General features: G+C 61.9%; 23 protein-coding genes. 14 read left to right on the forward strand and 9 right to left on the reverse strand.

The genetic code is table 11. The annotated features are described in order from the left end of the window. Positions 1–34 precede the first annotated feature (34 nt). Genes hisB through hisF form a run of 5 tightly spaced genes read left to right on the forward strand, consistent with a single transcriptional unit; the run spans position 35 to position 3,074 of the window. Positions 35–628 (forward strand): imidazoleglycerol-phosphate dehydratase HisB, encoded by a 594-nt coding sequence (hisB, locus tag ACN6NG_RS01350; RefSeq protein ID WP_009682881.1) that lies wholly within the window; start codon positions 35–37, stop codon positions 626–628. Beyond that, the gene (gene hisH, locus ACN6NG_RS01355) at positions 629–1,267 is read left to right on the forward strand and encodes an imidazole glycerol phosphate synthase subunit HisH (protein WP_049276201.1); all 639 of its coding nucleotides are present in this window, start codon (positions 629–631) and stop codon (positions 1,265–1,267) included. It abuts the gene before it with no gap. Then, positions 1,268–1,528 carry a DUF2164 domain-containing protein gene (locus ACN6NG_RS01360; protein ID WP_043203968.1) on the forward strand — a complete coding sequence of 87 codons (261 nt, stop codon included), beginning with the start codon at positions 1,268–1,270 and terminating at the stop codon, positions 1,526–1,528. It begins immediately after the preceding gene. A gap of 27 nt (positions 1,529–1,555) precedes the next feature. Beyond that, on the forward strand, positions 1,556–2,293 hold the full coding sequence (gene hisA / locus ACN6NG_RS01365) for a 1-(5-phosphoribosyl)-5-[(5-phosphoribosylamino)methylideneamino]imidazole-4-carboxamide isomerase (protein ID WP_016484508.1): 738 nt from the start codon (positions 1,556–1,558) through the stop codon (positions 2,291–2,293). A 10-nt stretch (positions 2,294–2,303) separates the two neighbouring features. Then, positions 2,304–3,074, forward strand: a complete 771-nt coding sequence (hisF, locus tag ACN6NG_RS01370) for an imidazole glycerol phosphate synthase subunit HisF (RefSeq protein ID WP_008091498.1) — start codon at positions 2,304–2,306, stop codon at positions 3,072–3,074. Between the two features lie 120 nt (positions 3,075–3,194). Here the strand turns inward: hisF and choV are convergent, their stop codons facing one another. The 3 genes from choV to ACN6NG_RS01385 all read right to left on the reverse strand — a co-directional run bounded on the left by choV (position 3,195) and on the right by ACN6NG_RS01385 (position 6,247). Beyond that, entirely contained in the window at positions 3,195–4,373 is a 1,179-nt protein-coding gene (gene choV, locus ACN6NG_RS01375) for a choline ABC transporter ATP-binding protein (protein WP_019471303.1), read from the reverse strand. After that, complete coding sequence (gene choW, locus ACN6NG_RS01380) at positions 4,370–5,218, reverse strand: choline ABC transporter permease subunit (RefSeq protein WP_169725175.1); 849 nt, start codon at positions 5,216–5,218, stop codon at positions 4,370–4,372. Before choW ends, choV begins: the two co-directional genes overlap by 4 nt. Before the next feature lie 81 nt (positions 5,219–5,299). Further along, complete coding sequence (locus tag ACN6NG_RS01385) at positions 5,300–6,247, reverse strand: choline ABC transporter substrate-binding protein (protein WP_063423977.1); 948 nt, start codon at positions 6,245–6,247, stop codon at positions 5,300–5,302. Between the two features lie 453 nt (positions 6,248–6,700). On the opposite strand from ACN6NG_RS01385, the gene ACN6NG_RS01390 reads away from it, so the two are divergent. Together ACN6NG_RS01390 and gbdR are read left to right on the forward strand one after the other, a co-directional pair. After that, positions 6,701–8,077, forward strand: coding sequence for an L-serine ammonia-lyase (locus ACN6NG_RS01390; protein WP_197898358.1), 1,377 nt, complete (start codon positions 6,701–6,703; stop codon positions 8,075–8,077). Positions 8,078–8,525: 448 nt separating this feature from the next. Then, on the forward strand, positions 8,526–9,632 hold the full coding sequence (gene gbdR, locus ACN6NG_RS01395; RefSeq protein ID WP_016497607.1) for a choline metabolism transcriptional regulator GbdR: 1,107 nt from the start codon (positions 8,526–8,528) through the stop codon (positions 9,630–9,632). A 121-nt stretch (positions 9,633–9,753) separates the two neighbouring features. On the opposite strand, the gene ACN6NG_RS01400 is transcribed toward gbdR, so the two are convergent. Next, positions 9,754–10,011 carry a hypothetical protein gene (locus ACN6NG_RS01400; protein ID WP_063423975.1) on the reverse strand — a complete coding sequence of 86 codons (258 nt, stop codon included), beginning with the start codon at positions 10,009–10,011 and terminating at the stop codon, positions 9,754–9,756. A 371-nt stretch (positions 10,012–10,382) separates the two neighbouring features. On the opposite strand from ACN6NG_RS01400, the gene ACN6NG_RS01405 reads away from it, so the two are divergent. Beyond that, a complete protein-coding gene (locus ACN6NG_RS01405; protein WP_240979195.1) occupies positions 10,383–11,975 on the forward strand; it encodes a zinc-dependent metalloprotease family protein in 1,593 nt (530 codons plus the stop codon). An 81-nt stretch (positions 11,976–12,056) separates the two neighbouring features. Here the strand turns inward: ACN6NG_RS01405 and ACN6NG_RS01410 are convergent, their stop codons facing one another. The 4 genes from ACN6NG_RS01410 to choX form a co-directional block, all read right to left on the reverse strand. Next, positions 12,057–12,530, reverse strand: a complete 474-nt coding sequence (locus ACN6NG_RS01410) for a thioesterase family protein (protein WP_063423974.1) — start codon at positions 12,528–12,530, stop codon at positions 12,057–12,059. A gap of 10 nt (positions 12,531–12,540) precedes the next feature. Continuing rightward, positions 12,541–13,506 carry an L-carnitine dehydrogenase gene (locus ACN6NG_RS01415; RefSeq protein ID WP_063423973.1) on the reverse strand — a complete coding sequence of 322 codons (966 nt, stop codon included), beginning with the start codon at positions 13,504–13,506 and terminating at the stop codon, positions 12,541–12,543. 17 nt (positions 13,507–13,523) lie between these two features. Next, positions 13,524–14,408 carry a 3-dehydrocarnitine:acetyl-CoA trimethylamine transferase CdhC gene (cdhC, locus tag ACN6NG_RS01420; protein WP_353455938.1) on the reverse strand — a complete coding sequence of 295 codons (885 nt, stop codon included), beginning with the start codon at positions 14,406–14,408 and terminating at the stop codon, positions 13,524–13,526. Positions 14,409–14,531: 123 nt separating this feature from the next. Beyond that, a complete protein-coding gene (gene choX / locus ACN6NG_RS01425) occupies positions 14,532–15,476 on the reverse strand; it encodes a choline ABC transporter substrate-binding protein (RefSeq protein ID WP_016497615.1) in 945 nt (314 codons plus the stop codon). 146 nt (positions 15,477–15,622) lie between these two features. Here choX and ACN6NG_RS01430 point away from each other — a divergent pair, with 146 nt between their 5' ends. Further along, positions 15,623–16,567 carry a GlxA family transcriptional regulator gene (locus ACN6NG_RS01430; RefSeq protein ID WP_016497616.1) on the forward strand — a complete coding sequence of 315 codons (945 nt, stop codon included), beginning with the start codon at positions 15,623–15,625 and terminating at the stop codon, positions 16,565–16,567. Between the two features lie 127 nt (positions 16,568–16,694). On the opposite strand, the gene ACN6NG_RS01435 is transcribed toward ACN6NG_RS01430, so the two are convergent. Further along, positions 16,695–17,096, reverse strand: a complete 402-nt coding sequence (locus ACN6NG_RS01435) for a lysozyme inhibitor LprI family protein (RefSeq protein ID WP_063423971.1) — start codon at positions 17,094–17,096, stop codon at positions 16,695–16,697. Positions 17,097–17,380: 284 nt separating this feature from the next. Here ACN6NG_RS01435 and ACN6NG_RS01440 point away from each other — a divergent pair, with 284 nt between their 5' ends. From ACN6NG_RS01440 to etfA, 5 genes are all read left to right on the forward strand, one after another. Then, positions 17,381–18,358 carry a dipeptidase gene (locus tag ACN6NG_RS01440; protein WP_063423970.1) on the forward strand — a complete coding sequence of 326 codons (978 nt, stop codon included), beginning with the start codon at positions 17,381–17,383 and terminating at the stop codon, positions 18,356–18,358. Positions 18,359–18,435: 77 nt separating this feature from the next. After that, a complete protein-coding gene (locus ACN6NG_RS01445) occupies positions 18,436–18,966 on the forward strand; it encodes a DUF5943 domain-containing protein (protein ID WP_016497619.1) in 531 nt (176 codons plus the stop codon). A gap of 15 nt (positions 18,967–18,981) precedes the next feature. Beyond that, positions 18,982–21,042 carry a dimethylglycine demethylation protein DgcA gene (gene dgcA, locus ACN6NG_RS01450; protein WP_016497620.1) on the forward strand — a complete coding sequence of 687 codons (2,061 nt, stop codon included), beginning with the start codon at positions 18,982–18,984 and terminating at the stop codon, positions 21,040–21,042. 77 nt (positions 21,043–21,119) lie between these two features. Continuing rightward, entirely contained in the window at positions 21,120–23,072 is a 1,953-nt protein-coding gene (gene dgcB / locus ACN6NG_RS01455; RefSeq protein WP_474312816.1) for a dimethylglycine demethylation protein DgcB, read from the forward strand. Beyond that, positions 23,072–24,304, forward strand: a complete 1,233-nt coding sequence (gene etfA, locus ACN6NG_RS01460; protein WP_474312818.1) for an electron transfer flavoprotein subunit alpha — start codon at positions 23,072–23,074, stop codon at positions 24,302–24,304. Before dgcB ends, etfA begins: the two co-directional genes overlap by 1 nt. The last annotated feature ends 9 nt before the right edge of the window (positions 24,305–24,313 follow it).

A 24,313-nucleotide genomic window follows, 5' to 3' on the forward strand; every position in this document is an offset into this window, starting at 1 on the left:
GCCCTTTTCGCCCAATGATTTTGCGGAGCTGGTGATGGTCGAACGTAAGGCTTCCGTCGAGCGCAATACCCTGGAAACCCAGGTCAAGTGCTCGATCAACCTCGATGGCAGTGGCAAGGCCCGATTCGATATCGGCGTGCCTTTTCTTGAACACATGCTGGACCAGATCGCCCGCCATGGCCTGATCGATCTGGATATCGAGTGCAAGGGTGACACGCATATCGACGATCACCATACCGTCGAAGACGTCGGTATCACCCTGGGCATGGCTTTCGCCCAGGCCATCGGTGACAAGAAAGGTATCTTCCGCTACGGCCACGCCTACGTGCCGCTGGACGAAGCGCTGTCGCGTGTGGTCATCGACTTCTCCGGCCGCCCTGGCCTGCAGATGCATGTGCCGTATACCCGTGCCAGCGTTGGCGGCTTCGATGTCGACCTGTTCCAGGAGTTCTTCCAGGGCTTCGTCAACCACGCACTGGTAACCCTGCACATCGACAACCTGCGTGGCCACAACACCCACCACCAGATCGAAACCGTGTTCAAGGCATTCGGCCGCGCGCTGCGCATGGCTGTCACCCTCGACGAGCGCATGGCCGGGCAGATGCCGTCGACCAAAGGGTGCCTGTAAATGCAGACGGTAGCCGTAATCGACTATGGCATGGGCAACCTGCACTCGGTGGCCAAGGCGCTTGAGCACGTTGGTGCCGGTAAAGTGCTGGTCACCAGCGATGCCGCAGTCATTCGTGAAGCCGACCGCGTGGTATTTCCGGGCGTAGGTGCGATCCGCGATTGCATGGCCGAAATCCGCCGCCTTGGCTTCGACAGCCTGGTGCGCGAAGTCAGCCAGGACCGCCCGTTCCTCGGTATTTGCGTGGGCATGCAGGCGCTGCTTGAACACAGCGAGGAAAACGCCGGTGTCGATTGCATCGGCATGTTCCCGGGCCAGGTGCGCTTCTTCGGCAAAGGTCTGCAAGAAGACGGCGAGCACCTGAAGGTGCCGCACATGGGCTGGAACGAAGTCAGCCAGACCATCCACCACCCGCTGTGGCACGACATCCCCGACCAGGCGCGTTTCTACTTCGTGCACAGCTATTACATCAATGCAGGCAAGCCGGGCCAGGTGGTCGGCCGCGGCCATTACGGTGTCGATTTTGCCGCCGCGCTGGCTGATGGCTCGCGCTTTGCCGTGCAGTTCCACCCGGAGAAGAGCCATACCCATGGCCTGCAGTTGCTGCAGAACTTCGTCGCCTGGGACGGGCGCTGGTAAATGAGCAGGTCGAAAGCCAAGGCCCCGGTCATCACGCTGGCCCCCGAGCAGGAGCGCGATGCGCTCGACACGCTCAAGCGCTTCCTCGAAGACCGTTTCGAGCTGGAGCTGGGGTCGTTCGAGGTGGCCGAGGTGCTTGAGCTGTTCAGCAAAGAAATTGCACCCCTTTACTACAACAGGGCGATTGCCGATGTTCAGCTGCACCTCAAGGAGCGGTTCGAGAGCATCGAAAGCGATCTGTGGGCGCTCGAAAAGCCCTGAAACCCCAAGAACAGACAGGTTCCCAAGATGCTGATTATCCCCGCTATCGATCTGAAGGACGGTGCTTGCGTGCGCCTGCGCCAGGGCCGCATGGAAGACTCCACGGTATTTTCCGACGACCCGGTGAGCATGGCCGCCAAGTGGGTTGAGGGTGGCTGCCGCCGCCTGCACCTGGTCGACCTCAACGGCGCCTTCGAAGGCCAGCCGGTCAACGGTGAAGTGGTTACCGCCATCGCCAAGCGCTACCCCACCCTGCCGATCCAGATCGGCGGTGGCATCCGTTCGCTGGAAACCATCGAGCACTACGTCAAGGCTGGCGTCAGCTACGTGATCATCGGCACCAAGGCGGTGAAGCAGCCAGAGTTCGTCGCCGAAGCGTGTAAGGCCTTCCCGGGCAAGGTCATCGTTGGCCTGGATGCCAAGGACGGCTTCGTCGCCACCGACGGCTGGGCCGAAGTGAGCACCGTGCAGGTCATCGACCTGGCCAAGCGTTTCGAGGCCGATGGCGTCTCGGCGATCGTCTACACCGACATCGCCAAGGACGGCATGATGCAGGGCTGCAACGTGCCCTTCACCAAGGCACTGGCTGAAGCCACCCGCATTCCGGTGATCGCCTCGGGCGGCATCCACAACCTGGGCGACATCAAGGCCCTGCTGGACGCCAAGGCACCCGGCATCATCGGCGCCATTACCGGCCGTGCCATCTATGAAGGCACCCTCGATGTCGCCGAGGCCCAGGCCTTCTGCGACAACTACCAAGGCTGAGGACTGAACCATGGCACTGGCCAAGCGCATCATCCCTTGCCTGGACGTGGACAACGGCCGGGTGGTCAAGGGCGTCAAGTTCGAGAACATCCGTGATGCCGGCGACCCGGTGGAAATTGCCCGTCGCTACAACGAGCAGGGTGCCGACGAAATCACCTTCCTCGACATCACCGCCAGCGTCGATGGCCGCGACACCACCCTGCATACCGTCGAGCGCATGGCCAGCCAGGTGTTCATCCCGCTGACCGTGGGCGGTGGCGTGCGTACCGTGCAGGACATTCGCAACCTGCTCAACGCCGGTGCCGACAAGGTTTCGATCAACACGGCTGCGGTGTTCAACCCGGAGTTTGTGGGCGAGGCGGCGGACCGTTTCGGTTCGCAGTGCATCGTTGTCGCCATCGATGCCAAGAAGGTGTCCGGGCCAGGTGAAACGCCACGCTGGGAAATCTTCACCCACGGCGGGCGCAAGCCGACCGGGCTGGATGCAGTCGAGTGGGCGAAGAAGATGGAAGGCCTGGGCGCAGGTGAGATCCTGCTGACCAGCATGGACCAGGACGGCATGAAGAACGGCTTCGACCTGGGTGTTACCCGCGCGATCAGTGATGCGCTGGGCATTCCGGTGATTGCCTCGGGGGGGGTGGGTAACCTGCAGCACCTGGCTGACGGCATTCTGGAAGGGCATGCCAGCGCGGTGCTGGCGGCCAGTATCTTCCACTTTGGCGAGTACACGGTGCCGGAGGCCAAGGCCTACATGGCTTCGCGCGGCATCGTCGTTCGCTGACAGATTGCCGGGAGGGCTTTGCCCTCCATTCGCAGCACAAGGCTGCTCCTACAGGGATACGCATTCCCCTGTAGGAGCAGCCTTGTGCTGCGAATGGCCCGCAAAGCGGGCCCGGGGGCATCACCCGTGGTTCTTGCCGAGCAACGCGTGATAAAGCTCGGTATCCCCAAGAATCCCCACCACCCTGTCGTTATCCTGCAACACCAGCTTGTTGCCGGTCTGATAACGAATCTGCAGCGCCTCGCGCATGCCGATGTCGGCGTGCACCACGGTCGGCCTGCGCTCCAGCAGCTCCACATCCTGCCCCGGTGCCCAGTTCTGCATGTCCAGCCCGTTCTGGCCCTGGCGTGCACGCTTGAGCGCGCCGCCTTCGCCCAGGTCCAGCCACGAATCGATACCCGGGTCCAGGCACACCGAGCCATTGACCCGCTTGCAGTTGTCCAGGCTGCGCATCAGGCTGCGGCCGCACAGCACGTTCAGCGGGTTGGTGTGGGCGACGAAGGTACGCACGTACTCGTCGGCCGGGTTGAGCACGATCTCCTCCGGCTTGCTGTACTGGATGATCCGCCCGTCCTTCATGATCGCAATGCGGGTACCCAGCTTCAGGGCCTCGTCCAGGTCGTGGCTGACGAACACGATGGTCTTGCTCAGCTTGGCCTGCAGGCCCAGCAGCTCGTCTTGCAGGCCCTGGCGGATCAGCGGGTCCAGTGCCGAGAACGGTTCGTCCATCAGCAGGATGTCGGCATCCATCGCCAGCGCCCGGGCCAGGCCCACGCGCTGCTGCATGCCGCCCGACAGCTCGTCCGGCTTCTTGTTGCGCCACTGGGTCAAGCCCACCAGCTCGAGCTTCTCGTCCACCAGCTTGCGCCGTTCCTTTTCAGGGCGGCCCTGCATTTCCAGGCCAAAGCTGATGTTCTCGCGCACCGTCAGCCAGGGCATCAGGGCGAACTTCTGGAACACCATGGCAATGCGCTTGGTGCGCATCATTTTCAGCTCGGCCGGGGTGCAGTGCGCAATGTCGATGTGCTTGCCTTCGTGCTCGACAAACAGCTTGCCGCGGCTGACGGTGTTCAGGCCGTTGATGCAGCGCAGCAGGCTCGATTTGCCCGAGCCGGACAAGCCCATCAGCACGCAGATCTCACCCTTGTTGATATCAAGGTTGGCCTTTTCGACGCCGACCACCAGGCCGGTCTGCTTGAGGATCTGTTCGCGGGTCTTGCCCTGGTCCAGCAGCGACAGTGCCTCGCGCGGCTTGTTGGAGAAAATGACGTCGACGTCTTCGAAACGAATGATGCTCATGCCTCACCCCTTACCGGCAGTTCCGGTTGCTTGCAGATACGGTCGAGCATGATTGCCAGCAGCACGATCGCCAGGCCCGCTTCGAAGCCCAGGGAGATATCGGCGGTGTTCAGTGCGTTGACCACAGGTTTGCCCAGGCCGTCAGCGCCCACCAGGGCGGCGATTACTACCATCGACAGCGACAGCATGATGCACTGGGTGACGCCGGCGGCGATGCTGGGCATCGCATGCGGCAGTTCGATACGGGTAAGCAATTGGCGACGCGAGCAGCCAAAGGCCTTGCCAGCGTCCATCAGCTCCTGCGGGACATCGCAGATGCCCAGGTAGGTGAGGCGGATTGGCGCCGCAATGGCGAAGACCACGGTAGAGATCAGCCCCGGTACCACACCCAGGCCGAACAGGGTCAGGGTGGGGATCAGGTAGACGAAGGTGGGCACCGTCTGCATCAGGTCGAGTACCGGGCGCATGGCGGTATAGAACATCGGTTTGTGCGCAGCGAGGATGCCCAGCGGCACGCCAATCACCACGCACACCACCGTGGCGAAGGTCACCTGCGCCAGGGTTTCCATGGTTTCCTGCCAGTAACCCAGGTTGAAGATAAGCAGGAATGACAGGGCAACGAATGCGGTCAGCCCCCACTTGCGCTGGATCAGGTGTGCCAGGCCGGCGAACAGGGCGATGAGGACGAAAGGGTTGAACCAGGTCAGGGCACTGGTGACGCCATGGATCATGAATTCCAGGCCTTGCGCGATGGCGTCGAAGTAATTTGCGCCGTTCTGGGTCAGCCACTCGACGAACGACGCGATGTACTGGCCCAGGGGTATTTTCTGATCGATAAGCATGATAGCGAGCTTCCACCTGCATAGATTGAAATCAACCCGGGGCAGGCACGGTCCTGCCCCGAGGTAGCGCTATTGCGTGCTGCGTTATTGCGCTAGCTTGGCCTTGGCCGCCTCAAGGCCGGGTTTGCCATCAACAGTGGTAACGCCGGCAAGCCAGGTGTCCAGCTTGCCGGGGTTGTCTTTAAGCCACTTCTTGGCGGCTGCTTCGGGTTTCATCTTGTCGTCCAGGACATAGCCCATCATGGTGCTTTCATCCTTGAGCTCGAACGACAGGTTCTTGAGCAGTTGGCCAACGTTGCTGCATTCCTGCGCGTAGCCTTTGCGGGTATTGGTCAATACGGTCGCCTTGCCGAAATCGGGGCCGAAGAACTCATCCCCGCCGGTCAGGTACTGCATCTTGAAGCGGGTGTTCATCGGGTGCGGTTCCCAGCCCAGGAACACGACCGACTCGCCACGTTTCTGCGCGCGGTCGACCTGCGACAGCATGCCGGCCTCGCTCGATTGCACAATCTTGAAACCGGCGTCCTTCAGGCCGAAGGCGTTCTTGTCGATCATGCTCTGGATGGTGCGGTTGCCATCGTTGCCAGGCTCGATGCCGTAGATCTTGCCGTCCAGTTCCTGCTTGAACTTGGGAATGTCGGCAAAATCTTTCAGGCCCTTGTCGTACAGCGCCTGGGGCACGGCCAAGGTGTACTTGGCGTTTTCCAGGTTGGCGCGCACCGTTTCCACGGTGCCAGCGTCGCGGTACTGCTTGATGTCGTTCTCCATGGTCGGCATCCAGTTGCCGAGAAACACGTCCAGGTCCTTGCCGGTGGCCAGCGACTTGTAGGTCACGGGTACCGAGATCATGGTGGTGTGGGTTTTGTAACCCAGGGCTTCGAGCACAACGCTGGTGGTCGCGGTCGTGACTGTGATGTCGGTCCAGCCGACGTCGGAGAAACGTACCGTCTGACACTGCTCGGGTTCGGCGGCCTGGGCCAGCAAGGGCGTGGACAGCAACGCAACCAGCAACAGCGAGGGTGAACCTTTCATGGATGGACTCCTGAGATATTGTCTTCGGGTTCGCGTGGGTCGCCGGGCTTTCTGAGGGTCCGGTCGACCAGGCCTGCAGAGGGCAGGATGCGTGGCCGTGCTTTACGAGTCGCTTTCGATAATCCTCCAGCGCCGGGCAATCGCCTACTGGTAGGGTCGTATCCAGTACGGAACGGGTCGTATCCAGTAAGGGCGATGTCGCTTATGGGTTTATCCACCCCCTCGGCCGCATTTTTGCGTCACCAGGCCGCCGGAAAGCGGCGTGGTGAGGGCCGCTCCTTGAGCAAAAACAGCGCGGCGCGGCTGGACAAAAGTACGTCGGTTGCAGACGGCGAGGGGTACGGTAAAAGCCCGATGATGCTGGCATTCAAGGCGGCCCGCTGTTTGAGCCTAGCAGTTGCCCCGCCCTGCGCATGGCGCGCAGAGACAAGCCCAGCAAGAGGTGATTCGACAATGGCCATCAGCGTGTTCGACCTGTTCAAGATCGGTGTCGGGCCCTCCAGCTCCCACACCGTCGGCCCCATGCGTGCTGGCGCCCTGTTTGTTCAGGGCCTTCGCGAACGCGGCGAGCTGGAACGTGTAAAACGGATCGAAGTGCGCCTGTATGGCTCGCTGTCGGCCACCGGCATCGGTCACGGCACCGACAACGCCACGGTCATGGGCCTGATGGGCGAATGGCCTGACGCCATTGACCCGACCCAGATCGTGCCGCGCATCGCCGACCTGCGCGAAACCAACACGCTGCAGCTCGATAGCCGCTTGCCGATCGAGTTTGTCTGGGCCCGCGACATGCTGCTGCTGGACGAGAACCTGCCGTATCACCCCAACGCCATGACCCTGATTGCCGAAGGCGAGCAGGGCGAGTTGCACCGCGACACCTACTACTCGGTGGGTGGCGGCTTTGTGGTCGATGCCGCCCAGGCCGCCAGCGGTGTGCTGGATGCCGACCAGACGGTGCTGCCGTACGACTTCAACAGCGCCGCCGAACTGCTGCGGCTGTGCAAGCAAAACGACCTCAGCGTGTCGCAATTGATGATGGCCAACGAGAAGGTCTGGCGCAGCGAACAAGAGATCCGCGCCGGCCTGCACAAGCTCTGGGAAGCCATGCAGGAATGCGTCAACAACGGCCTTAAATACGAAGGCACGCTGCCCGGCGGGCTGAACGTGCGCCGCCGCGCTGCCAAGCTGCACCGCAGCCTGCAGGAGATCGGCAAGCCCAACGTGATCGGCTCGACCATGAGCGCCATGGAATGGGTCAACCTGTTCGCCCTGGCCGTCAACGAAGAGAACGCCGCCGGTGGGCGCATGGTTACCGCGCCCACCAATGGCGCAGCCGGCATCATCCCGGCGGTGCTGCACTACTACATGCGCTTCAGCGATGAGGTGAACGAGTCCAGCATTGTCGATTACTTCCTGGCTGCGGCTGCCGTGGGCATCCTGTGCAAGAAAAACGCCTCGATCTCTGGGGCCGAAGTGGGTTGCCAGGGGGAAGTCGGCTCAGCCTGCGCCATGGCGGCGGCAGGGCTTGCCGAAGTGTTGGGTGCCACCCCGCCACAGGTGGAGAACGCGGCCGAAATTGCCTTGGAACACAACCTCGGCCTGACCTGCGACCCGGTCGGCGGGTTGGTGCAGGTGCCGTGCATCGAGCGCAACGCGATTGCTGCGGTAAAAGCCATCAACGCGGTGCAGATGGCGCTGCGCGGTGACGGCGAGCACTTCATTTCCCTCGACCAGGTGATCCGCACCATGCGCGATACCGGGGCCGACATGCACGACAAGTACAAAGAGACCTCGCGCGGTGGCCTGGCGGTCAGCGCTATCGAGTGCTGATCTCTACCAGGTTTGCTGGCCGCTTCGCGGGTTCACCCGCGAAGAGGCCTTTGAAGGTTGATGCAGGTGCAACATAACCACCAATGCCTCCTTATGGTGCGCCCGCCGCCTACCGATCGTCGGGTGTCGCGATCAGTGTCGGCATTGTCGGTGACACTCAAGAGTGTCGTTTCTGGGCAACTTACGCTGCACGTGTCACCAAATTGCTCAGCCGTTACACGCACGGCGCCTAGCACGCCTGTTTTGCGACTCTCTGCCAACTCGGCCGAAGCCCCTGATTTGCCTGATGCAGGTGTCGTTTTCAGGTTTTTTTGGATAGCCGTTCAATTTCAGGCACGGCGTTTGCGTTGAGATTGGCAACCTACCCCCGGAAAATGACCGAGGGGTCATAACAAGAAATCAGTGCCCGCCTGAGGCACACCCTGCATTTGTGTGAGGAGAAATCGCGATGACGTCGTACACCTCCGGGACCCCAACCCAGAACCGCACAGCACCCCAGTCCATCGGGTTTCTTCTACTGGACAATTTCACCCTGATTTCCCTGGCATCGGCCGTCGAGCCGCTGCGCATGGCCAACCAGCTGTCCGGCCGCGAGCTGTACCGCTGGCACACCCTGACGGTCGACGGCGGCCAGGTCTGGGCCAGCGACGGCCTGCAGATCACCCCCGATGCCGCCATGCACAGCGCGCCGCCCATCGATACCGTGATCGTCTGCGGCGGCGTGGGCATCCAGCGCACTGTTACCCGTGAGCATGTGACCTGGCTGCAGGCCCAGGCCCGTCAGTCGCGCCGCCTTGGCGCGGTGTGCACCGGCAGCTGGGCCCTGGCCTGTGCCGGGCTGCTCGACGGTTTCGATTGCAGTGTGCACTGGGAGTGCCTGGCGGCCATGCAGGAAGCCTACCCACGGGTGAACATGAGCACCCGCCTGTTCACCCTCGACCGTAACCGCTTCACCAGCTCCGGCGGCACTGCGCCGCTGGACATGATGTTGCACCTGATCAGCCGCGACCATGGCCGCGAGCTGTCGGCGGCCATCTCCGAGATGTTCGTCTATGAGCGCATCCGCAACGAGCAGGACCACCAGCGCGTGCCGCTCAAGCACATGCTCGGTACCAACCAGCCGAAGTTGCAGGAAATCGTCGCGCTGATGGAGGCCAACCTCGAAGAGCCGATCGACCTGGACGAACTGGCGGTGTACGTGGCGGTGTCGCGGCGCCAGCTTGAACGGCTGTTCCAGAAGTACCTGCACTGCTCGCCATCGCGCTACTACCTGAAACTGCGCCTGATCCGTGCGCGGCAGCTGCTGAAGCAGACACCGATGTCGATCATCGAAGTGGCGTCGGTGTGTGGTTTTGTGTCCACGCCGCACTTCTCCAAGTGCTACCGCGAGTACTTCGGCATCCCGCCGCGTGACGAGCGTGTGGGTTCCAATACCGCGCAGCAGGTAGCGATGATGCCGATTCCGCAGGCTATGACCCTGTCGCCACACAGCGGGCCAATGGCGGCCCTGAGCCAGGCGCGCAACGAGTCGACCTTTGCCAGTGTAAGGCTCTGAAACAGAGCTGGCCTCTTCGCGGGTAAACCCGCTTCCACAGGTACCCCGCTCCTTTCAAGGGCAGCGGGGTAACCTGTGGGAGCGGGTTTACCCGCGAACAGGCCAGTACAGCAAAACCCAGTTACGCGCGTTTGTTGAACTGCGCCAGTGCTGGCAACAGTTGCTTGTCGATCGCCTGGCGCACCGCGGGCAGAATCGTCGCGCTACCGGTATACATCTGCTCCACCATCCCTTTCAGTGCCCGCGCATTGGGCTCGGTCAGCCCGCATACCACCGCCTCGCAGGCCTGCTCGGCAGTGGCCCCGGCGGGGATGTCGAAACCGCGCGCGCGCAGGTGGCCTGCCAGGTCGTCCTGATCAATCAAATCCGCATGCATCATGGCTGTTGTCCCTTTTATCGCTAAGAGAGTGCTGCTGTGATTTACGACCGATTCTGTGACGACCGCGACATGCCCGCAACAACAAGATGTCGCCATGACTGCTTTGGCTAAGAACAGGTCGTTTACGGCTAAATCGCCAACCCGCCAAGCCCGCACACTGAAGCCATTCACGGTACCAGAGGGTTTGGTCACCCTCGCTCATGCACAGTGGATGTTGCTCGCTCTTGGCCCCGGACGCTCACGGCTTTTCGGGGCTATTTTTATTCCGCTTATTCCCCTGTACAACCATACACCTAGCATTTTTGCCAGATGACGGGCTGCAGAATTTTTTGCTCTTCTGTAGGGGATGGAATTCCAACGGAGCGGAAAGCGTGAATAAGAATATCTGTAAGGTCTTAGTGCTCGGGGCAATTTTGACCATGGCCTCGGCGTGCTCGTCATTGACCTCGCCGGACAATGGCACTTCAAGCGCGTTGCAGCAACTGTTTACGCTTGAACCAACGCCTGATCGCAATGCACTTCAGAAAACGGCCACAGGATACCTGGCTACTGTACTGGCTGATCCATCAACCCAAGAGATTACCTGGATCAAGGTAAACCCAGCGCTCGTCAGCAATGAAACTCAAGCGTTGGCAGTAACGCTACCAAACGGCAAGACGGCCGCGTTCAACCTTCGTGACTTCAATACCCTCACGGCGGGTATTGAAGGCTGGGTTGGTTACACGCCATCCACCTGGAAACAGACGCATGCGCCAGCGAGCTCTGCAGAGATGGACAACGACCCGTTTTATTACTTATCTATTGCCAAACAAGGCAATCGTATAGTGGGCAATCTTGTAGTCGAAGGGCAGCGCTATCGAATTGATCCTGTCGGCGAGGGGCAATATGCACTGGTCAAAGTTGACGAGTCAAAGTTGCCGCCAGAGGGTGAGCCCATCAGGGCTATCGAGGGATCAATCAAGGCCAGCTCAGCTTCGAGCGCGCCCGCCTCTACACACAGCGTCATTAGGGTGCTTTTTGTCTCGACTAATCAATCGCGTACCAAGTATCCGGACTATCGGTTGCGCTTAGCGCAAGCGCTGCAGGATGCCAATCAATACCTAAAAAATAGTCAAGTTGAAGTTACCTATCAGTTGGCCGGATATTATGACGCAAACTACAACGAAACCGGTAGTTACGGCGCGCAGCTTGGTGAATTGAGGGGGGCCAATACCGACTTGGGCAGAGCTGTCTATCTGCAACGGGACGCGTTGAGGGCTGATCTGGTTTCAATGCTTTCGACATTCAGCGAAGTATGCGGTGTAGGTTATCAGCCCGCTTCCAGCAAGCAACTTGGTTACTCGGTATTCAGTTGCATAGGCGCCACGTTGGCGCATGAGCTAGGACATAACCTGGACGGGGGGCATGGGCTTGCAGGAACAGACCCGAGCAAAGGCTACAACCATGGTTATCAGCACGCTTCTCCGAAATTCCACACCCTTATGTGGACATCCCACGGTGCGATCCCTTATTTTTCCAACCCGCGCATACAGCATCAAGGTGTAGCGATTGGTACCGTGCAAAACCATGACAATGCTCGCCGTTTCAACGAGCATCGGGAAAAGGTGGCAAATTTTTACCCAGATCCTAGTCCTGATATTCGCTTGTGGTTATATGGGACGAATGGCCGGGGTTGCTTCGTCCATCTGAGTCCGGGTGGTAGCATTCTTCTCACATGGTATACCGAATGCAAGGACAATGACGTGAATCCGGTAAGGGTTGTAGTGCGCGATTTTGACAGTGGTTCCACGCCGAGAAAACTATGTTTTGCGAACATTTTGTATACTGTAAATAGTTGCTATGAAGGAAGCAATTTTTCTGGAGATTTTGTTATCACTGATGTGCACTCCGGCAGTGGTAGGCCTGAGGGTTTTAGCTTTACAAAGAGACTGACAGGGCCAGTGTATAGAGTGTCGTATGAGTGACTGATAGGGCTGTCCATGTCTGCCTCTAACAAATAAGGTGCCATGGTTCATCGCGTAGGTATGCACCATGGCGTCCAATAATTATTTACTCAAGGGAAGTCGTATGGTGCGTCCCAGATATTGAGGCGCACCCCCGTGCTGTTGTTCGACCAAGTATTTCAATTGTGCAATTGTTGTATTCCCAAAAGGCGCTGAGTGCGGGCCCGCCAGGTCCACGTGCAATAGCATCATCTCGCTAGCCGCCATCGCCTCGGTGAATCCCGCACGGTGCAGGCTGTGATAGACGTGAAGGCGTTTGCGATCAAAGCCGATGATTTGCGTCTGTACCCACACCTCGGTGCCGAGCTTTACCTCATGCAGGTAATTGATGTGGGCCTCCAGCGTGAACAATGAATGCCCACTCTGCCCGCGGCTGTCGGCATCCAGGCCGATGCGCTCCATCAGCGCATCGGTGGCATAGCTGAATATCAGCAGGTAATAGGCATCGCGCAGATGCCCGTTGTAGTCCACCCAGTCCTTCTGGACTGGGGTGCGGTAGGTGACAAGTGCGGGCATTGCTGACTCCTCAATCGCCAAAGGCCATGCCGTGTTTGGCCTTGCTGGTCTTCACGGCTTCCAGCACCGCCAGCAGGGTGTCATCACGATAGCGCTCTAGCGCGGCGATGCTACGCTCGCCCAGTTGCTCGGAGGTGCCGTCCACCACATCGTCGATCAGCTTGTCGGTAAGCTCCGGCGCCGGCAGGTAGGTCCAGGGCAGCTTGAGGGCCGGGCCGAACTGCGACATGAAGTGGCGCATGCCGGCATCGCCACCGGCCAGGGTGTAGGTAAGGAACGTGCCCATGAACGACCAGCGCAAGCCTGCGCCGAAGCGAATCGCGTCGTCGATTTCGCCCGTGGTGGCAACGCCGTCGTTGACCAGGTGCAAGGCCTCGCGCCAGAGCGCTTCGAGCAGGCGGTCGGCGATGAAGCCTGGCACTTCCTTGCGCACATGCAGCGGGCGCATGCCGAGTGCGGTGTAGATGGTTTTGGCAGCTTCAATGGCCTCGGGTGAGGTGCGGCTACCGCCAACGATCTCCACCAGCGGCAGCAGGTACACCGGGTTGAAGGGGTGGCCGACAACACAGCGTTCAGGGTGAGTCGACGACTCGTAGAATTCACTGGGCAACAGGCCCGAAGTGCTTGAGCCGATGATTGCGTCAGGCTTGGCTGCGGCACTGATTTTTGCGTGCAGGTCGAGCTTGAGGTCCAGGCGCTCTGGTGCGCTTTCCTGTATGAAATCGGCGTTGCGCACGCATTCCTCGATGGTGCTGACGAACTTCAGCCGGTTTTGGGACGCACCTTGGGTCAGGCCTTGTTTTTCTAGTGCTGGCCAAGCGTTGGCGATGCGCTTGCGCAGTGCTTGCTCGGCACCGGGGGCCGGGTCCCAGGCGACCACGTCCAGGCCGTGGGCGAGGGCGCGGGCAACCCAGCCGCTGCCGATTACGCCGCTACCCAAAGCGGCGAAGGTCTTGATCTCAGTGATGAAGGGCATATCAGTCTCCTGAAGTGTCAGCGGCGCTTGAGATTCATTTTTTCCCGGCCTTCTGCCGGGGACAGGATGCGGCCACCCATGCGGGTGATGATCTCGCTTGCGCGTTCCACCAGTTGGCCATTGCTGGCCAGCACCCCACGGTCCAGATACAAGTTGTCTTCCAGGCCCACCCGCACATTGCCGCCGAGCAACACGGCCTGGGCGGCCATGGGCATCTGCATGCGGCCGATGCCGAAGCCGGCCCAAGTGACGTTGGCAGGCAGGTTGTCCACCATCGCCTTCATGGTGGTGGTGTCGGCCGGTGCGCCCCACGGGATGCCCAGGCACAGCTGGAACAGCGGGTCTTCGAGCAGCCCTTCCTTCATCATTTGCTTGGCGAACCACAGGTGGCCGGTGTCGAAGATTTCCAGTTCGGCTTTCACGCCCAGTTCGGTGATGCGTTTGGCGCCGGCGCGCAGTTGGGCCGGGGTGGACACGTAGATCGAGTTGCCGTCGCCGAAGTTGAGGGTGCCGCAGTCGAGGGTGCAGATTTCCGGCAGCAGCGCTTCGACATGGGCCAGGCGCTCCAGCGGGCCGATCAGGTCGGTGCCCGGGCCGAACTCCAGGGGCGTTTCGCCCGGGCCGATTTCCAGGTCGCCGCCCATGCCGGCGGTGAGGTTGACGATGATGTCCACGTCGGCTTCGCGGATGCGTTCCATGACTTCGCGGTAAAGGTTTACGTCACGGCTGAAACGGCCGGTTTGCGGGTCGCGAACGTGGCAATGGACCACGGTGGCGCCGGCCTTGGCGGCTTCGACGGCGGACTCGGCAATCTGCTTGGGTGTGACCGGGACCAAGTGGCTTTTCGAAGCGGTGTCACCGGCGCCGGTGAGGGCGCAGGTGATGATGACGTCGTGGTTCATGGCGGGGTTCCTTGTGTTGTCTGTGCTGGCCCTATCGCCGGCAAGCCAGCTCCCACAGGGTTCGCGTGAACCCTGGGCGTAGGGAGAACCTGTGGGAGCGGGCGTGCCCGCGAAAGGGCCGGATCAGTTGGCAGTGAGCTTGAGGTTGTCTGCGGCCGGCTTGCCATCGAAGGTGGTCACGCCCTCAAGCCAGCGGGCTTTGTCATCGGGGTGGTCCTTGAGCCACTGGCGGGCCGATTCCAGCGCATCCTTGTGGTCGAGCAGCGGCTGCATCATGCGGCTCTCGTCCTCGGCGCTGAAGTTCAGGTTGGCCAGCAGGCGGTGGGCGTTGGGGCAGCGTTCGGCGTAGTCCGGGGCAGTCACCGTCCACACCGTTGCGCGGCCTTCGTCCGGGCCCAGGGCGTCCTGGCTCTCGCCCAGGTAGGCCATGTCGATGTTCACATTCATCGGGTGCGGCGCCCAGCCGAAGAACACCACGGCCTCCTTGCGCCGCACGGCGCGGTCGACGGCAGCAAGCATGCCGGCCTCGCTGGACTCGACCAGCTGGAACTTGCCCAGGCCGAACTGGTTCTTGGTGATCATCGCCTTGATCTGGGTGTTGGCGCCGGAGCCGGGCTCGATGCCGTAGATCTTGCCGCCCAGCTCCTTCTCGAACTTGTGGATGTCGGCGAAGGTCTTCAGGCCTTTGTCATACAGGTACTTCGGCACTGCCAGGGTCGCCCGGGCATCTTCCAGGCTGGGCTTTTCCAGCACCTTCACCTGCTGGGCATCGATGAACGGGGTGATGGTCTGGGTCATGATCGGGTTCCAGTAACCCAGGAACATATCCAGGCGCTTGTCGCGGATGCCGGCGAAGATGATCTGCTGCGAGGCGCTGGTCTGTTTGGTCTGGTAGCCCAGGCCGTCGAGCAGCACCTGCGCCATGGCGCTGGTGGCGATGACGTCGGTCCAGTTGACCACGCCCAGGCGGACGTTCTTGCAGGCCGCAGGTTCGGCGGCGTAAAGCGGGGAAGTGGCGATGCTGCTCAGGGCAAGGGTCAACAGGCTGCGGCGGATCAAGCTGTGCATGGTGGCTCTCCATCGGCAGTGCATATTGTTATGGGGTTCGGTCTCTCTGGGCCGTGTGAACACGCTACGCTGCACGCAGGGTGAAAAATCGCACCCTGGCGACCAACACTTGCACGGAGGCGACCACCTTTGCCGTGGAGCATGCAATGCTGCAAAACATTCAATTTCTGCTGTTGCCCGGGTTCTCGGCCATGGGCTTCATCAGTGCCCTGGAGCCGCTGCGGGTAGCCAACCGGTTCAAGGGGCCGTCCTACCGTTGGCAGGTATTGAGCCTGGATGGCGGTGCGGTGCAGGCCAGCAACGGCATGTCGGTAAACGCCGATGCGGCGCTGGCCGCGGGCGAGCCTGCCGGCATCCTGCTGATCGTGGCCGGTTTCGATCCCCTGGCCTGTTATGGCCAGGCGCTGCAACAGGTGCTACGCCGCCTGGATCATGAAGGGGTGATACTCGGCGGCATCGACACGGGTGCAGTGGTACTGGCCGAGGCCGGCCTGCTCGACGGCCACCGCGCCACCGTGCACTGGGAGGCGCTGGAGGCATTCAAGGAAAACTACCCGAGCCTGCAGGCGACCCAGGAGCTGTTCGAGATCGACCGGCGGCGCATCACTTGCGCTGGCGGCACGGCGTCCATTGACTTGATGCTCGACCTGATTGCACAGGCCCACGGCAGTGAACTGGCGGTGCAGGTGTCGGAGCAATTCGTGCTCGGGCGTATCCGCCAGCGACAGGACCACCAGCGCATGCAGATCGCCAGCCGCTATGGCATCAGCAACAAGAAACTGGTGAAGGTGATTGGCGAAATGGAGCGCAACACCGAACAACCGCTCAATACCCAGGTGCTGGCTGAAGCGGTGCAGGTGACCCGGCGCCAGCTGGAGCGGCTGTTTCGTGTGCACTTGGACGACACGCCCAGTGGGTTCTATTTGCGGCTGCGGCTGGACAAGGCGCGGCAGTTGTTGCGCCAGACCGACATGAGTGTGCTGGAGGTGGGGGTGGCTTGTGGGTTTGAGTCGGCTTCGTACTTTACCCGCTGTTATCGGGCCCGGTATCAGCGTTGCCCGCGGGAGGACAGGTTGGCCAGGGCAGTTTGATTTCCTCCTGCACTGGCCCTATCGCCGGCAAGCCAGCTCCCACAGGTATTGCACAGGCTTTGAATGCCGTGGGGTACCTGTGGGAGCTGGCTTGCCGGCGATAGGGCCTGCGCAGGAAACAGGGATTTCACTGCTGGCCAATGGACTGCAAATACTCCGACCGGTCATCACTGCGCTGGGCCACGCAGGTATCCCAGGCCGCCTGGAATGCCTTGCTCCCCTGCTTCTCGGCATAGGTCTCAACCTTGCAATCAGCATCGCGCAGTTGCGTCCACAGCTTCTCTGCCGCGTCCATGCGCCCGATCAGGGCAGTGGCCTGGTCGCTTTCGTCGGCATATTGATCGCGAATGCGCTGGATCAAGTCATCGTAAGCCGACTTCAGCTCCCGCTCGGCCGTCTGCTTGTTGAACGCAGCGCAGGCGTAGGTCTGCTGGTCGGTGTCGACGTTGTCGCACGGGGTGCTTTCTTCCTCGCCGGCCTGGGCGCCCGATATGACGGCCAGCAGCGCCAGCCATGCCAATGATTTCATCCCTTTTCTCCTCAACAGGCTGACGAATCGCAGGGATTCTCGCTCAGACGAAGGCGCCTGGGTAGCCACCTGTCCAAATGTTCATAAAGCAGCCCGAAAGGTCGTTAACGCGACTGCCTCTCATCGCCAGACGGCGTGCCAGAGGGCGTGTTGTCGCGCATTGACGCTTTCGGCAAACCCCCTGTCGTTTTTGCATCGGGGCGCCTTTGGGCACAGGCATATGCTGGCCCCAAAGCGCCGGCACAAGGTTTGGCGCCAACCATTCAATAAAAGGGGACAGCCTGATGAGCCCAGCCGAACTTCACGCCGACAGCATCGTCATCGACGGCCTGATCATTGCCAAATGGAACCGCGAGCTGTTCGAGGACATGCGCAAAGGCGGGCTGACTGCGGCCAACTGCACGGTGTCGGTCTGGGAAGGCTTCAAGGCAACCGTCGACCAGATCGCCTCCAGCCAGAAGCTCATCCGCGACAACAGCGACCTGGTGATGCCGGTGCGTACCACTGCCGACATCCGCAAGGCCAAGGAACTGGGCAAGACCGGCATCCTGTTCGGCTTCCAGAACGCCCATGCGTTCGAAGACCAGATCGCCTATGTGGACGTGTTCAAGCAACTGGGCGTAGGCATCGTGCAGATGTGCTACAACACCCAGAACCTGGTGGGCACCGGCTGCTACGAGCGCGACGGCGGCCTGTCGGGCTTCGGCCGCGAGATCGTGGCGGAAATGAACCGTGTCGGCATCATGTGCGACCTGTCCCACGTCGGCTCCAAGACCTCCGAAGAAGTCATCCTCGAATCGAAAAAGCCGGTGTGCTATTCGCACTGCCTGCCGTCGGGCCTTAAAGAGCACCCGCGCAACAAGTCGGACGATGAGCTGAAGTTCATCGCCGACCACGGCGGCTTCGTCGGCGTGACCATGTTCGCGCCGTTCCTGGCCAAAGGCATCGACTCCACCATCGACGACTACGCCGAAGCCATCGAGTACACCATGAACATCGTCGGTGAAGACGCCATCGGTATCGGCACCGACTTCACCCAGGGCCACGGCCAGGAGTTCTTCGAGTACCTGACCCACGACAAGGGCTACGCCCGTCGCCTGACCAACTTCGGCAAGATCATCAACCCGCTGGGCATCCGCACCGTGGGCGAATTCCCCAACCTCACCGAAACCTTGCTCAAGCGCGGCCACTCCGAGCGTGTGGTGCGCAAGATCATGGGCGAGAACTGGGTCAACGTCCTCAAGGACGTCTGGGGCGAGTAAGCCGCTCTCCAAGCCTGATAGCCCCTGCCAGCAACGCCGGGGCACCCACATAAAAATTTATATGGAGTTGAGTTTCCATGGCCAAGATCGCCCCGCAATTGCCAATCGAAGTCGACAGCGAGACCGGTGTCTGGACCAGCGACGCCTTGCCGATGCTGTACGTGCCGCGCCATTTCTTCGTCAACAACCACATCGGCATCGAGGAAGTGCTGGGCGCCGACGCCTACGCCGAGATCCTCTACAAGGCCGGCTACAAGTCCGCCTGGCACTGGTGTGAAAAAGAAGCCGAGTGCCATGGCCTGGAAGGCGTGGCGGTGTTCGAGCACTACATGAAGCGCCTGAGCCAGCGTGGCTGGGGCCTGTTCGAGATCCAGGACATCGACCTGGACAAAGGCACCTGCAGCGTCAAGCTCAAGCATTCGGCGTTCGTGTACGTGTACGGCAAGGTCGGCCGCAAGGTCGACTACATGTTCACCGGCTGGTTCGCCGGCGCAATGGACCAGATTCTCGCTGCCCGCGGCAGCTCGATCCGCACCGTGGCCGAACAGGTCTACGGCGGTTCGGAAGAAGGCCACGAAGATGGCCTGTTCGTTACAAAGCCGTTGTAAGCCGGAGATAGCGTCATGGCATTCGAAGCAATGTTCCAGCCGATCCAGATCGGCAAACTGACCATCCGCAACCGTGTGCTCAGCACCGCGCACGCCGAGGTCTACGCCACTGACGGCGGCATGACGACCGACCGCTACGTGAAGTACTACGAAGAGAAGGCCAAGGGCGGTATCGGCCTGGCAATCTGCGGCGGCTCGTCCGTGGTCGCCATCGACAGCCCGCAGGAATGGTGGGCGTCGGTCAACCTGTCGACCGACCGCATCATCCCGCACTTCCAGAACCTGGCCGACGCCATGCACAAGCATGGCGCCAAGATCATGATCCAGATTACCCACATGGGCCGTCGCTCGCGCTGGGACGGCTTCAACTGGCCGACCCTGATGTCGCCGTCGGGCATCCGCGAACCGGTGCACCGCGCCACCTGCAAGACCATCGAGGTGGAAGAGATCTGGCGTGTCATCGGCAACTACGCGCAGGCTGCGCGGCGTGCCAAAGAGGGCGGCCTGGACGGCGTGGAACTGTCGGCCGTGCACCAGCACATGATCGACCAGTTCTGGAGCCCGCGGGTCAACAAGCGTACCGACGAATGGGGCGGCACGTTTGAAGGCCGCATGAAGTTCGGCCTGGAAGTACTCAAAGCCGTGCGCGCCGAAGTGGGCGACGACTTCTGCGTGGGCATGCGCATCTGTGGTGACGAGTTCCACCCCGATGGCCTCAGCCACGAGGACATGAAGCAGATTGCCGCCTACTACGACGGCACCGGCATGCTCGACTTCATCGGCGTGGTCGGCTCGGGTTGCGACACCCACAACACCCTGGCCAACGTCATCCCCAACATGAGCTACCCGCCGGAGCCGTTCCTGCACCTGGCGGCCGGCATCAAGGAAGTGGTCAAGGTCCCGGTGCTGCACGCGCAGAACATCAAGGACCCGAACCAGGCCACGCGCATCCTTGAAGGCGGCTACGTGGACATGGTCGGCATGACCCGTGCGCACATGGCCGACCCGCACCTGATCGCCAAGATCAAGATGGGCCAGATTGACCAGATCAAGCAGTGCGTCGGTGCCAACTACTGCATCGACCGCCAGTATCAGGGCCTGGATGTGCTGTGCATCCAGAACGCCGCGACCTCCCGTGAATACATGGGTGTGCCGCACATCATCGAAAAAACCACCGGCGTCAAACGCAAGGTGGTGGTGGTTGGCGCCGGCCCTGCAGGCATGGAAGCAGCCCGCGTGGCTGCCGAACGTGGCCACGATGTGACCCTGTTCGAGAAGAAAGACCAGATCGGCGGGCAGATCACCATTGCCGCCAAGGCACCGCAGCGTGACCAGATCGCCGGCATCACCCGCTGGTACCAGCTGGAGCTGGCGCGCCTGAAAGTGGACCTGCGCCTGGGCACCGCTGCCAGCGTGGACGCTATCCAGGACCTGCGCCCGGACGTTATCGTGCTGGCGGTGGGCGGCCATCCGTTTGTCGAGCAGAACGAGCACTGGGGCGCTGCCGAAGGGCTGGTGGTCAGCAGCTGGGACGTGCTCGACGGCAAGGTTGCGCCGGGCAAGAACGTGCTGGTGTACGACACCATTTGTGAATTCACCGGCATGTCGGCAGCAGACTACATTGCCGACAAAGGCAGCCAGGTTGAAATCGTCACCGACGACATCAAGCCGGGCGTGGCCATGGGCGGCACGACCTTCCCGACCTACTACCGCAGCATGTACCCGAAAGAAGTGATCATGACCGGCGACATGATGCTGGAAAAGGTCTACCGCGAAGGCGACAAGCTGGTGGCGGTGCTGGAGAACGAGTACACCGGCGCCAAGGAAGAACGCGTGGTCGACCAGGTGGTGATCGAGAACGGCGTGCGGCCTGATGAACAGCTGTACTACGCGCTGAAAGAGGGCTCGCGCAACAAGGGCCAGATCGATGTGGAGGCGCTGTTTGCCATCAAGCCACAGCCGATCCTCAGCCAGCCGGGCGAAGGTTACCTGCTGTACCGCATCGGCGACTGCGTGGCCCAGCGCAACGTGCATGCGGCGATCTACGACGCCTTGCGCCTGTGCAAGGATTTCTGATCGATCCAAATTTTCGCCACAGGGGCCAATCCCAGCTTCAGAGTGGCGCAAGAATCCAGCTGTTGTGGGAGCCTCCCATGTTGAACACCCTTCTACCCATCCTGCTGTTCGCTGCCCTTGGCCTGGCGGTGCTCGGCGCCCTGCGCCGGGTGCGCATGTGGCGGCGTGGCCGGGCCTCCAAGGTCGACCTGATCGGCGGCCTGCTGGCCATGCCGCGCCGTTACCTGGTGGACCTGCACCACGTGGTCGAGCGCGACAAGTACATGTCCAAGACCCACGTGGCCACCGCTGGCGGCTTCGTGCTGTCGGCCGCGCTGGCGATCCTGGTGCATGGCTTTGGCCTGCAGAGCAAAATCCTCGGCTACGCGCTGCTGGTGGCCACGGTGATCATGTTCACTGGCGCTATCTTTGTCTTCAAGCGCCGCCTCAACCCGCCTGCGCGCCTGTCCAAAGGCCCGTGGATGCGTTTGCCGAAGAGCCTGCTGGTGTTCGCCGCAAGCTTCTTCATTGCCACCCTGCCGGTCGCCGGCATCCTGCCTGCCAACACGGGTGGCTGGGTGATGGTCGCAGTGCTCGGCCTGGGCGTGCTGTGGGGCGTGTCGGAGCTGTTCTTCGGCATGACCTGGGGCGGCCCGATGAAGCACGCCTTTGCCGGTGCGCTGCACCTGGCATGGCACCGCCGCGCCGAGCGCTTTGGCGGCGGACGCTCCACCGGCCTCAAGCCGCTGGACCTCGAAGACCCCAACGCGCCGCTGGGCGTGGAAAAACCGGCTGACTTCACCTGGAACCAGCTGCTGGGCTTCGATGCCTGCGTGCAGTGCGGTAAATGTGAAGCCATGTGCCCGGCTTTTGCTGCTGGCCAGCCGCTGAACCCGAAAAAGCTCATCCAGGACATGGTCATCGGCCTGGCCGGTGGCACGGACGCCAAGTTCGCCGGTAGCCCTTACCCCGGCAAGCCGATCGGTGAACACGGCGGCCATCCGCACCAGCCTATCGTCAATGGCCTGGTCGACGCTGAAACGCTGTGGTCGTGCACCACCTGCCGTGCCTGCGTCGAGGAATGCCCGATGATGATCGAGCACGTCGATGCCATCGTCGACATGCGCCGCCACCTCACCCTGGAAAAGGGCGCCACCCCGAACAAGGGTGCCGAGGTGCTGGACAACCTGATCGCCACCGACAACCCCGGCGGCTTCGCCCCAGGCGGTCGCATGAACTGGGCTGCCGACCTAAACCTGAAACTGCTGTCGGAGGTGAAAACCACCGAAGTGCTGTTCTGGGTTGGCGACGGTGCCTTCGACATGCGCAACCAGCGCACGCTGCGTTCGTTTGTCAAAGTACTGAAGGCCTCGGGCGTGGACTTTGCCGTGCTCGGGCTGGAAGAACGCGACAGTGGCGACGTGGCCCGCCGCCTGGGCGACGAAGCGACCTTCCAGCAACTGGCCAAACGCAACATCCAGACCCTGGCCAAGTACAAGTTCCAGCGCATCGTCACCTGCGACCCGCACAGCTTCCATGTGCTGAAGAACGAGTACGGCGCATTGGGCGGCGAGTACCAGGTGCAGCACCACAGCACCTACATTGCCGAACTGATCGCGGCCAACAAGCTCAACCTCGGCCAGCACAAGGGCGGCAGCGTCACCTACCACGACCCGTGCTATCTGGGCCGCTACAACGGTGAGTACGAAGCGCCGCGTGAAGTGCTCAAGGCGCTGGGTATCGAAGTGCGCGAGATGCAGCGCTCGGGCTTCCGTTCCCGTTGCTGCGGCGGTGGCGGCGGTGCGCCGATCACCGACATCCCGGGCAAGCAGCGTATCCCCGACATGCGCATGGACGACATTCGCGAAACCGAGGCCGAGTTGGTGGCCGTGGGTTGCCCACAGTGCACCGCCATGCTCGAAGGCGTGGTCGAACCGCGCCCGCAGATCAAGGACCTGGCCGAGCTGGTGGCCGACGTGCTGATCGAAGAGGACGCGCCGTCTGCCGCAAAGCCGCAAACGGCCAAACGTGAACCTGCGGAGGTGCACTGATGAGCGACATTATCCGCCGCGACCCACGCGCCGAGTGGATTGCCCGTAACCGCCTGCACCCGCTGCATGCGGCCATGCAGACGCAACAAACCAGCTGGATGGGCCCCAACGGCCTGATCCGCAAGAACCCCCATGCGATTGCCGCAGGCTTCATCGGCCCGGCCGGCATCAAGCGCATCGACCGCAGCGGCGCCCAGCAGGGCACGGGTGTGGGCGGGCGGCGCACGGCGGCGGCAGAGGTCAAGCTGCCGCTGCACCAGGTGCCGGCGCCGGCGTTCTACATCGCCGTGGTGCCGGACATGGTCGGTGGCCGCCTGAGCAGCCACGACCGCGACTTGCTCGGCCTGGCCCACAGCCTGGCCGGCAGTGACGGCGCGGTGCTGGCGGTAGTCTTTAACGAGCACAAGGAAAGCAACTTTTCCACAGCCGGCGTCGACCGCCTGCTGGTCATCGAAGGCGAGGCCTTCGAGGGTTATGCACCGGAGCAACTGGTGCAGGGCCTGCGGGCTGTGGATAACCAGTTCACCCCGCGCCACTGGCTGCTGCCCGACAGCCGCACCGGTGGCGGCGAACTGGGCCGACGCCTGGGTGCAGCGCTGGGCGAGCGCCCGGCGACGCGTGTCTGGCAGGTCAAGGACGGCCAGTGCATCGGCCGCGCCGGTGCCGGCCAGCAAGACCTGCAACGCGCCGTACCCCGGCTGATCCTGGCCGCGGCCGAGTGCGCTGAGCCGGTCAGCGAAACCCGTCACGAAGCCTTGCCGGTGGAGTTGTCCACAAGCGTGGCGCGCAGCCTGTCGCGCATCGAAGACCTGGGCTCGGTGGCCGTGGACCCGGCCACCATTGCCATGGCCGAGGCCGAGTTCATCGTCTCGGGCGGCAACGGCGTCAAGGACTGGGACCTGTACCACCAGGCCACCGCAGCCCTTGGCGCCACCGAAGGCGCCTCGCGGGTGGCGGTGGACGACGGCTTCATGCCGCGCAACCGCCAGGTGGGTGCTACCGGTACCTGGGTCACCGCACGCGTATACGTGGCTGTGGGTATCTCGGGTGCGATCCAGCACCTGCAGGGTATCGGCGCCTGCGACAAGGTGGTGGCGATCAACATGGACCCGGGCTGCGACATGATCAAACGGGCTGACCTGTCGGTGATTGGCGACAGCTCGGCGATTCTCAAGGCACTGATCGAGGCTGTGGACAACTACCGCAGCGGCGGCCAGCGCGACGCGGCATAAGGGCACGAG

Source organism: Pseudomonas sp. TSO6 (genome assembly GCF_056098905.1).